At 63.7% G+C, this 9,944-nt stretch carries 9 protein-coding genes and 2 pseudogenes; 4 read left to right on the top strand and 7 right to left on the bottom strand.

Features of this window, described 5'->3' with window-relative positions:
* Positions 1-49: 49 nt before the first annotated feature.
* Complete coding sequence (locus tag AC07CM_RS49380; RefSeq protein ID WP_478883137.1) at positions 50-310, bottom strand: hypothetical protein; 261 nt, start codon at positions 308-310, stop codon at positions 50-52.
* A 430-nt stretch (positions 311-740) separates the two neighbouring features.
* Here AC07CM_RS49380 and AC07CM_RS49375 point away from each other — a divergent pair, with 430 nt between their 5' ends.
* A complete protein-coding gene (locus AC07CM_RS49375) occupies positions 741-1,310 on the top strand; it encodes a TetR/AcrR family transcriptional regulator (RefSeq protein ID WP_478883136.1) in 570 nt (189 codons plus the stop codon).
* 448 nt (positions 1,311-1,758) lie between these two features.
* Here AC07CM_RS49375 and lysA read toward each other — a convergent pair whose 3' ends face one another.
* The 4 genes from lysA to AC07CM_RS49355 form a co-directional block, all read right to left on the bottom strand.
* A complete protein-coding gene (gene lysA, locus AC07CM_RS49370) occupies positions 1,759-3,021 on the bottom strand; it encodes a diaminopimelate decarboxylase (protein ID WP_478883135.1) in 1,263 nt (420 codons plus the stop codon).
* A 40-nt stretch (positions 3,022-3,061) separates the two neighbouring features.
* Entirely contained in the window at positions 3,062-3,655 is a 594-nt protein-coding gene (locus tag AC07CM_RS49365; RefSeq protein WP_478883134.1) for a LysE family translocator, read from the bottom strand.
* 109 nt (positions 3,656-3,764) lie between these two features.
* Positions 3,765-5,099 (bottom strand): SidA/IucD/PvdA family monooxygenase, encoded by a 1,335-nt coding sequence (locus tag AC07CM_RS49360; protein ID WP_478883133.1) that lies wholly within the window; start codon positions 5,097-5,099, stop codon positions 3,765-3,767.
* Between the two features lie 359 nt (positions 5,100-5,458).
* A complete protein-coding gene (locus AC07CM_RS49355; protein WP_478883132.1) occupies positions 5,459-5,917 on the bottom strand; it encodes a hypothetical protein in 459 nt (152 codons plus the stop codon).
* 583 nt (positions 5,918-6,500) lie between these two features.
* Between AC07CM_RS49355 and AC07CM_RS49350 the strand changes: the two are divergent.
* The 3 genes and pseudogenes from AC07CM_RS49350 to AC07CM_RS49340 form a co-directional block, all read left to right on the top strand.
* Positions 6,501-6,704, top strand: a pseudogene (locus tag AC07CM_RS49350) (transposase); the annotation flags it as partial.
* A 37-nt stretch (positions 6,705-6,741) separates the two neighbouring features.
* Positions 6,742-7,110: pseudogene (locus tag AC07CM_RS49345) on the top strand (recombinase family protein); the annotation flags it as partial.
* A gap of 41 nt (positions 7,111-7,151) precedes the next feature.
* A complete protein-coding gene (locus tag AC07CM_RS49340) occupies positions 7,152-8,057 on the top strand; it encodes a zinc ribbon domain-containing protein (protein WP_478883131.1) in 906 nt (301 codons plus the stop codon).
* Between the two features lie 144 nt (positions 8,058-8,201).
* Here the strand turns inward: AC07CM_RS49340 and AC07CM_RS49335 are convergent, their stop codons facing one another.
* Both AC07CM_RS49335 and AC07CM_RS49330 read right to left on the bottom strand, forming a co-directional pair.
* Positions 8,202-9,164 (bottom strand): hypothetical protein, encoded by a 963-nt coding sequence (locus AC07CM_RS49335; protein ID WP_478883130.1) that lies wholly within the window; start codon positions 9,162-9,164, stop codon positions 8,202-8,204.
* Complete coding sequence (locus tag AC07CM_RS49330; protein ID WP_478883129.1) at positions 9,161-9,700, bottom strand: hypothetical protein; 540 nt, start codon at positions 9,698-9,700, stop codon at positions 9,161-9,163. The genes AC07CM_RS49335 and AC07CM_RS49330 overlap by 4 nt, the downstream gene beginning before the upstream one ends.
* Between the last annotated feature and the right edge of the window lie 244 nt (positions 9,701-9,944).

Raw genomic sequence — 9,944 nt, 5'->3', positions numbered from 1 at the left:
TCCGCATTCGGCCCGGGGCAACCCACCAGCCCCGCAAAAAGCCACCTGATCACCCATCAACCGGCCCAACCGCGAGAACGACGGAGCCCTGGTCCGCACACCACGACGCGGCCCCGACGGCCGCATCGTCAAAGACCACAACTACCGCCGGTTCCGGAAACGCCGCGCCGTCGCAGAACACACCATCGCCCGGCTCAAAGACCACCAGATCCTCCGCCACTGCAGGCGCCGCGGCAAGGCAGTCAACCACGCAGTCGCCGGCGTCGCCGCACCCCACAACCTCAAGATCGACATCCGGTAAACGCAGCACCCTTCGCAGGGAAGCACGTCCCCGCTCGCATTAATGAAAGCTCTTACTTAGCCGGCAGGTGTACGCCAGCATGGCGACTGCCTTCTTCGCAGCTGAACTCGACCGACCGCCGCCCAAACGCCTGCAGGCACGGGCTTGCCCCCACTCGGAGGGGCAACCACGAGGACATCACTGGGGAAATGGCGCGCCTGGACGGCAAGCCCAGCCTGCTGGAGACTCCGCACTCCTTAGCCCGGGAAGCGAGGCCCACCTGCAGACCTTCGACCGCGGGACGGTCTTTGCTGTCGTCCCAGACGCCAAACTCACCCGGCGCTTCCAGACGCGATCCCCTTTCGGGCCGCCAGGTAACACCTTCCCCGGACCACACGTTCGCGCTCTGTTCACCGTTCGCGGTTGACATTGTTAGCAATTGATAACTAATTTCTCTGCCATGGGGAGGATGAGGGCAGGGGAACGACGTGAGGGCGTCATCCGTGCGGCGATCGCCGAATTTGCGCAGAAGGGCTACTACGGCACTTCCACTGAGTCGATCGCCCAGCGTGTGGGCGTCTCGCAGCCCTACCTGTTCCGGCTCTTCTCAAGCAAGAAGGCGATCTTCGCTGCCGCCTCCCTCCGTTCCCTCGAGGATACGCGCGTGGTCCTCGAGGAGGCTGCCGAGGGGCTGTACGGCGAAGAGGCGTTGCAAGCCATGGCGATCGCGTACTCGCGCATGATTGTGGAGCACCCCAAGAAGCTCCAAATGCAGATGCAGACGTACATCACCGTGGCGGCCATCGAGGCAGAGGGCGACCACGAGTTCGGCGAGGCGGTCCGGGACCGCTGGATGAAACTGTGGGAGACCCTGCACCTGCCGCTCCGATCCGACATGAACGAGGCCACAGTCCTCCTCGCCTACGGAATGCTCATCAACACGCTGGCGGCCATGGGCTTTCCGCCCGAACACCGAGTGTGGCAGGGGATATACGCATCGACTCGGCTGCCGCGCCGACCGGGGAAGTAGCCACATCAGCGCGTACGCACCGTACACGGCCCGCTGGCTGCCCCCGATGGAAGCGTCCGTCGGCATCGCTGGCATGATTCCGTGTGCGCCAAGGGAAGCGCGGCCGCGCGTGACCGGCTGGCCGTGCTGGCGGCCGAGCACGGCACGGCCATTCGCGGCCGGGTTGAGGAACTCGCGCAGAGCACGCCGGCCCATGCCGAGTACGCCGAGTTGGCCTCCGCCTTCGGCAGCGCCCCGACCCTGGAGGCCAAGGCTCCAGCCCTACTTGAGCGCTTAGGCGCCTCCCAGCACGGCCCGCAGGCTGCGGCCTATTGGCGGCGATCGCAGTTGTCCTGGACCAACCACCGCCGCGGCACTGTTCGACCCGAAGGATCCGTGCAACGGGGCAGTCGCCGCGTTCTATGGCTACACGCACCACCGCACTCGGTCCACGGCCGACCGCGAGGGGCTATTCCAGCGAATCCTCGAGTTCGAGTAGATCTTGGATGGTTTGACGACGGCGGATCAAACGCAGACGATCTCCATCGACCAATACTTCGGGGATGAGGCCGCGAGAGTTGTAGTTCGACGACATGCTGGCACCGTATGCGCCGCTGGTGTGGAACAGCAGCAAGTCCCCTACTGTGGCCTGGGCCAGTGGGATCGGGGTGACTCTGCCGTCGCCGTCCTGGGTGAAGACGTCGCCTGACTCGCATAGGGGGCCGGCCACGACGGTGTCACGGATTCCCGTGGTGCGTTCCGTTCCGGTGGGTGCCAGAAGCGAGATGCCGTGAGTGCTTCCGTACATGGCCGGGCGCATCAGATCGTTGAATCCGGCATCCACCAGGACGAAGTTGTTGGAGCCCGTGGCCTTGCACGCGCGCACTTCCGAAACCAGCGTTCCGGAGGCGGCGACCAGGAAGCGTCCCGGTTCGATCTCAAGCTGGACCGGATGTTCCAGTTCATTCTCAAGGGACTTGCGCGCCGAGTCCCATACTGTGAAATAGCGGTTAACATCGACCTCTGGCTGTCCAGGAAAGTGCGGTACCGTCAGGCCGCCTCCAGCGGAAATGGCGCGGATATCCCTGCCGCTGAGGAGTACTTGTTTGACCATTGCCTCGCATACCTGCTCCAGATGAAAGTAGTCTACTCCGGATCCGATATGCATATGAAATCCGACCAGGTCGAGATCGTACCGGTCGACAAGTCGCAGGCTCTCTCGCAGGTTTTCGTGCCAGATTCCGTGCTTGCTGTGCTCGCCACCGGTGTTGGTCTTGTGGCTGTGGCCATGACCAAAACCAGGATTAATACGTATCCAAACGGAATGACGCCGTGACCGCGTAGCGAGCTGTTCCAGCATGTCTGGCGAGCCGACATTCACGGGTACGCGCAGCTCAACCAGGCGATCCAGGGTTGGCCTGTCCAGGATGTCGGCCGTGAAGACGATAGGGGATGGTTCGCCGGTGGCTGCGTAGCTCGCCGCCAAAGCTCGCTCAACCTCGCCCAACGAAACCGAGTCAACCAGCACCCCTTCCTTGCGCATAATCCGTAGGATATGAGTGTTCGAGCATGCTTTCTGCGCGAATCGGATGACATCGAACTGGCGCAACTTGGCTATTTGGGTCCGAATGCGCGAGGCGTCGTAGATCCAGAAAGGAGTTCCGAATCGGGCCGCGGCTTCGGCAAGGATAGTCCCCGACAGGGCGGAGCGAGGGCAGTCACTGAGCGTCATTGTGTTGTTCCCTGAACTGTTACGTCTGCGGGAGAGCGGATCAGGCCACGAGGGCGACGGCGATGAAGGCGAAGGCCGCGCCGCACGCAGCATCCATTCCTCTGGCCAGGCTCCGATGGGCGAATAGGAAAGCCACCTTTGCCGCTCCCAATACCAGCAGCAACTCGCAGATGAACGCCACCAGAATAAAGACCGCCGAGAGTACAGTGAGCTGTTCAGTCACGTTTCCGGCGTCCCCGATGAACTGCGGGAAGAAGGCCAGAAAGAATAGGAGGACCTTCGGATTCGTCACATTGGTGACGAACCCGTGCGTCAGGGCCCTGCCGGGGGGCACTTCAAGAGTTTCCTCTTCTCGAGGCACCTCGCCATGCCCGTCCGCTTCACGATTCTTCCAGAGGGATCGGAAAGTGGAGGCGCTCATGTAGAGCAGGTAGGCCGCACCAGCCCATCGCAGCGCTGTCATCAGGGCGTTGCTGTGAGAGATGAGGAGCCCAACCCCGGACACCATCAGGGTTGCTTGCAGGATGTTTCCGAGATGGATGCCGACCAGTGCAAACAATCCAGACCGGGCCCCGGAGGTCATCGATGTGCGAAGGAGGAGGAATACGTCGGCTCCGGGGGTGAGCACAATCACTAGGGAAGCCAGCGCAAATGCTGGGAGCTGGCTGGAATCTATCATCACGCTGAGATGCCTGTTTCTGAAGTTCGATGCTGTCAGGTGAGGGGTCGGCAGGAATGTGTTGCTACGTGCGGGCGCTGCGGCCTGGTACAGCGGTGGCCTGAAGCGTGGCATAAGTGACGAGTACGCGATCCGACAACAGGCCTAGGCTGCTGAGGTTGGGGAATCCCGGGCCCTGGGCCACTGCTGCGCAGTTAGGGAGGTGCAGCCTGGGGAGAAGGCCGGCAACAGCGAGGTCTGCGTCGATGGACCGCTCAAGGTCGGTCGCGGTGAAGGTGCGGCCAAGAGCCTGTTCGATGGCGGATGTGGTGGTGGAGTCGAAGAGTTCGGTGAACCAGTACGTCTCACCGCCGGTCGCGTCGATGACCAAATCCGCGACGTGAGGTGTCTCCTGGCCCTGATAAGAAACCAGGGTCCGGACCTTAGCCCCGTCCAGTTCCGCCGAGTTTACTCGTCCGGCATGCCAGTCGATGTTGGTGTGCTCCGCAAGATCGTTCTGGATCTCCTGCGAGAAGACAGCCCGGTCGGTGCGGCGGATCAGCTCGCGTCTGTCGTTCTCAGTGACGTTGGTCCAGCCTTGGGGGTTGCTGAAGTAGCGGTTCTCGAAGTAGCTCTCACCTCGGCTGTAGAGAGTGGCGTTCGGAGCCACCACCGTCACTTGGTATGTGGTGCGGCGGACGAGCTCGCGGACGATGGCTCCGGCGGTCTCTCCTGCGCCAATGACGATTGCTCGGCTACCGGCGGCGAGGGTCCCAGCCGTTGCATGTCGCCAGAAGGCGGCGGCATCGAGCCTACGGCAGCCATCGATGGCGATGTTTCTACGGGCGGGCCCCGGACCAGTGACAACGAGACCAACGCCGGGCAATCGGGTCGTCTCCCCCGAAGCCGTCCTCACGGTGAGGGTCCACCGACCAGGTTCGTGCCCGATGCTGACGACTGTGCCGTGGACAAGATTCAGATCGACACGGCCGGCCACCCAGGACATGTACTCCGCCCACTGGCGGTGCTCGGGCTGTGGGCGACCCCGGTCGACCCACTCGGCATACGCCCCGGTCGCCATGAGGAAACCAGTCCAGCTGTATTGAGCCATGGCCCGGTCGATCTCGTCACCGGCGACCCAGGTCTCGTGGGAAGCGTAAGGGAAACCGAGATCCTTTTCGGGTTTCGTCCCGAGCCTCTGGGTTCCGTTGGTCCAGCCGCAGCCCCTTTGCCAATTCGCGGCAATCTGGCTCCTTTCGACCACCAGGATCTCTGGGACATCCCAACCAAGTTCTCCGAGTACTCGGGCTTTGGCTGCGATTGCCACTGCCTTCGGGCCGGCTCCTATGACGAGGAGGGGAAGAGCATCCTGACTTTCCCGGATGTGGGGGGTTTCGTTGGGAAGGACGGCATCATTCATGGCAATTCCGTGGGGGAGGAGGACGACAGAGGATGGGGCGAAGGGCACACGACCAGACCACGTCTAGTGCCCTGACCGCGCAGGTTCGCCGCGTTGTCCATGCTGCATTTTTGAGGGGCGTCCGCCCCCAGCGGAAGCTTTCTCGCTGCGGATGCGGGCGTGCTCCTCGTTTTTGGCGGTCAGGACGTCGTGGTGACAGGCATTCGTGTTGCGTCAGCGCAGGTAGGCGTGCAGGGCCAGGGTCTATCTGGGGTGGTTGGAATTGGCGATGGTGACCTGCCGCAGCAGTCCCCAGTGTGCCTCGATGGGGTTGGCCCAGGAAGCGTAGGTCGGATCAAACAACTCGACCTGATTCTTCTTCAGCCAGCGGCAGATGTCGGTGCCTTGTGGGCGGGTAAGTTGTCCAGGATCCCGTAGCTCGGTAAACCATCGGGCCGGGCGGCGCGGATCGGCTGCAGCGCGGCCAAAGTGTTCACGGCACCTTTCCTGCGACGGTTGACGCCCCACAAGCGGTCGTCGCCGATCGAGTAGCAGCCGTAAAAGTGCCGGACGCTGGGGGTGCCGTGGTGGGTGGCGGGTAGCCAGTCTGAGTCCGAACTCCCCTGCTCGGTTCCCGGTTGAGCCTGCGGTCGGCCTGACCTGAGCGGGCCGAACTCAGCGAACGCAAGGCCCGGTTCTGGGAAGTGGTCCAACGCTTCCTCGATGCGGTCGAGTTTGGCGGCGTGTTCGGGATCTGCGGATTCCTTCCACTGGTGCGCTGTCTGCGCACACGGCAAGGGCTCAACCACCACGCCTCCAGCGGTCGGATCGGGGGTCACCGCACATCCAACCGCCGCGGCTGCCAACCCGGGCGAACGTACGCGGTCACAGCACTAGATGCCTCTGCGCCTTATGGGGCAAGTGGCACGCCATGGCGCCACGAGGAAATAGCTTGGAGAAGGCTCATTGAAGATCGAAGTCCGGTGAGTGAACTTGGGAAAGCCGAACTCTGAATATTCCTACCGGATCTACGAGTTTCGACGTTCCGACAGGTTTGGATGAACAGGCTGCGCTTGCTGCGGCCCACACCTGCTGAACGGCGCGGATTACCTTGCACCAGCCGTCGCACGGCGCACGAGGCTGGGAGCGTTTGGTGCAACCTGCAACCACCTGCGTGGCAGACTTATGCGGGTTTTCGTCCCCGCCCTCGCGGAACTCCGAGCCCGCCGTATCCTGGCCGACCTCCCTGATCGGAGCGAAAGAGACTGATCGGGCGGTCACTTGTGAAAGGTTGGTTCGTAAGGTGCTGCCCATTTCCTGGCGAGATTTAAGCAAAGTGCGAGTTAGGGGTGCGGCTGGCGGGTGGTTTTCCTGCGAGTACGGTATGTCCGCGGTGGTGACTGTAGGTGTCGTCGTGGTTGCGCCCTGAGAAGTGGTGTACGGGCTTCCCTGTACAACGCTAAATACGGACAGGTCAACGACGAGAGGGGCAATCGCCGCAACGGCTACCGCCCGCGTGAGTGGAACACCCGGGCCGGCACCGTCGAACCCGCCATTCCCATGGTCTGCCCCGGGAGTTACTTCCCCCACTGGCTACCGGGACGCCACCGAAGGCCTGAACAGGCTCACCAACTTCATTAGCTATCCCTGGTGTTGTGAACGTATGGTTGTGTGTATGGAGTTGCTGCGGATGCCCAAGGCTGCGCAGCGTCTTGGGATACATCCGATGACGCTGCGTCAGTGGGCGTTGGACGGCAAGGTCCCGTTCACGTGGGCCGGGCGTGAGCGCCGGTTCTCCTCGGTGGATGTGGAGAGCATGAAGCGCGGCAGCGACTGCTCAACCTCCCTCCCGCGCCTGGAGTTGCTGTATGTGCGTGTGTCCGGCTCGTCCGGGCAGGAGTCCTCTCTGGAGGCCCAGGAGGCCGAACTGCGGGCCACCGCCACGGGGGAGATCGTCAAGGTCGTCCGGGACCGTGGCTCGGGTTTGAAGGAGAACCGACCCGGTTTGAACCGGGTGTTGGCGATGGTGTCGGACGGCACGGTGACCGTGGGCGTGTCACTCGTGAGGACCGGTTGGCCCGGTTCGGCGTGGGCTGGCTCAAGCGGCTGTTCGCCGTGTACGGGGTCACCGTCGAGGTGCTGCTCCCGAAGAAGCTCGGCGGCCTGGCCTGGGCTGCCGCCCGCTGGGCCGTCGATCAGGCCGTCGCTGCCCAGGCCACGGTCATCTACCTCGAAGACCTGCGGTCGATGGAAGCCGGGGGCATGGGCCGCACCCACAACACCCGCATGTCCCAGACGGTGCGCGGGCAGATCGCTGAACGCATGCGGCACCTCGCCGCCGAATGCGGCATCGCCATGGTGACCGTGCCTGCGCGCAACACCTCCAAGCACTGCCCCCACTGCCTCACCCCCCTGCGGCACCGCAAAGCACCCGACCGGCCCACCACGCCGGGATGGAAGTGGGCCATCTGCCCCAACCTCGAGTGTGGTTGGCAGGGCGACCGCGACCAGGGCGCCTGGCGGCGTATCGCCGCACGCGGCCTCACCCACCAGACCAAGACCGTCACCGACCGCGCCACCGGCACCATGGTGATCCGCACCGTGGTGGACGCGATGGAGACAAAGGCCGTCATCACCGCCACCCCGAACACCAGCCGAACGGACCGGTCGAAGACCGGTCCCACCCGGCCGCGAACCAACCGCCTCACGCCCAGGCGACGTGAGGTTCCCTCCCCAGTACGTCCTTCGGGCCGTGCCGGCCAGCGTCCGGAGGGACACGCACCAACGGACCGGACCCGGCTGCCCCGCGCAGCCCACCGGCACCAGGACGTGACCACGATCAGCACACCCACCACCCGCCGACACCGGCCACACGGAGCAGCACTGGGCGCCGGATTCCACCTCCACGCCCACGCAGCCCCACCAAGATGGGAAGAACCCGCACCGGACCCAACGGTTCGCATGGGATCGCTTAACTGATCAGACGCTTCCCAGGTGTTGTCGTGGCCTTCTGGCCGGACGCCACACAGGGCACCGATCCCCCGTCTCAGTGGTCTGACATCGGGAGCGGGTCAGATTACGGTGCACGATGGTCTTTTGGCGGACGGCAGGGTGACCGGACTTCTACCAGCGCCGCAGATCCTTGTCGAGCTCGGTGTACCAGTTGTGGCGGTACTTGCCAGAGTCTGAGGGTTCCGCCCCCAATGCGAGCACCTGGTCGGCGATGTCGTAGGCCAGGCGGTATAGCAGCACTTGTGTGGCGGTCTCCAGCCACTGTTCCGTCTCCCGGGCGGGCGGTGCTGCGCCTAGGACGGTGACGAACCATGCAGGGAGTAGCAGGCGCCGGCTGACGGCGTCATCGAGCCGACTGCGCAGGGCGAGACTGAGGCGCCGCTCGGCACGGCTTCCGGCTGCCATGTCCGGCTGCTGATCGGCGCGGGTCGCAGCGTCGTCTCTCAGGGCCTTGGTTGAGACCTCCGCCGTGGACGCCTGTCGTGTCAGGCTGTTGCGGAGTCTCGACTCGTCGGCGATCGCGGTGTGGACCTTGCCAGCGGCTTCGGTGTGGAGGTCGGTTCCGTAACGGGTGGTGGCGAGCGTGCCGATGGCTTCGATGGTTGCGGCCTGGGCTGCTCTGTGCCTCTCTGCGGTCTCCTTGTACTGGTGGACGCTTTGCTGGTGGGTGAGGCGCTCGTGGTCGCTGAGTAGAAGCTGACGGGCCTGCCAGCCGCGTGCCATGCTTCGGGCGAGGGCGTGCTGGTCCTTGGTGAAGGTGTCCAGGTTCGCCTCGGATGCTCCCCCGGCAGCCATAATCTGACCTTCTAGGAGCTTTACATGCTGGGCGAGGCGCTGAATGGCACGCTGCGATGCGCCGACGCGCTGGCCCAGTTCCTTCACAAGCTTGTCGATCTTGTCGTCGCGTTCGGAAACGTCGTCGCGGATGACGCGCAGTTCGTGATCGAGGTGCTCCGTGTAGCCGAAGTTCCTGCTCAGGCTCTGATGGCCGGTCTCAAGGTCGTCAACTCGCCTGTCCAGGGCACGGATGCGTCGCTCGGTGTCACGTAACTGGCGGTTCAGTTCTTCCGTCACGCCTTCGTCCCCCCGTCCGCGGCGTTTCCCATTGAGACCGCACCGATGCCGATCCAGCCGACGATGACGGCGATGATCCACCAGGCGGAAAGCGTGCCGAGCGCTACAAACATGACGAGCAGACCTTGGGCTTGTAGGACAAGCGCTATGTTGCGTTGCCCTTTGTGTCGCTTGGCGGTCACCTGGCTCGCCCAGCCCATCAGCGTCGCCAGCAAATGGGGTATGAGCAGCACTAGCCACATTGCTGTATGACCGAGGGCGGGAACAGCAACGATGAGAACGGCAGCCATGCCGGTCTGGGCCCGCCAGGCCCATCGCACGATCGTCGCGTTGCGTAGCCTCTGCAATTCCGCCAACTTGGCCGGCAGTTGCTGTTCGAACGCCAGCAGTTCAACTGCATGCTGCACCAGAGCGGTGTACTTCGCGTCAAACGTGGCGGCGTCAGGCCCGAGAGTGCTCATACAGGCGTGCCACTCGGCCAAGTCAAAGATCAGGGTCTGGTGTCGTTCGTGCAGCTCGCGCTCTGTCTCGGCCACCGGCCCCCCGTTGCTCCAGCGTGCTGGTCTCGCGCCATGGTCCGTTTGGTTCCTGTCAAGTTCAGCGAGCCTGGCGCGCATTGGTGAAACCCTGTTGGGTGTTTGCGAAGGCTGGCGTCATCTTTCCCGACCTGAGGCGGGTTATCCACTCTAAGAGTCATCACGTAATGAGGCGATGTCCACCGATGTCTGTACGGAGCCGGCGCGTCTGGGTGGCGCGTTGTCCATACAGCGGACCGCTCCG

Source organism: Streptomyces sp. NPDC044061 (assembly GCF_056434305.1).
Note: the sequence above shows the minus strand (reverse complement) of the source record. Positions and strands in the feature narration are given on the sequence as shown.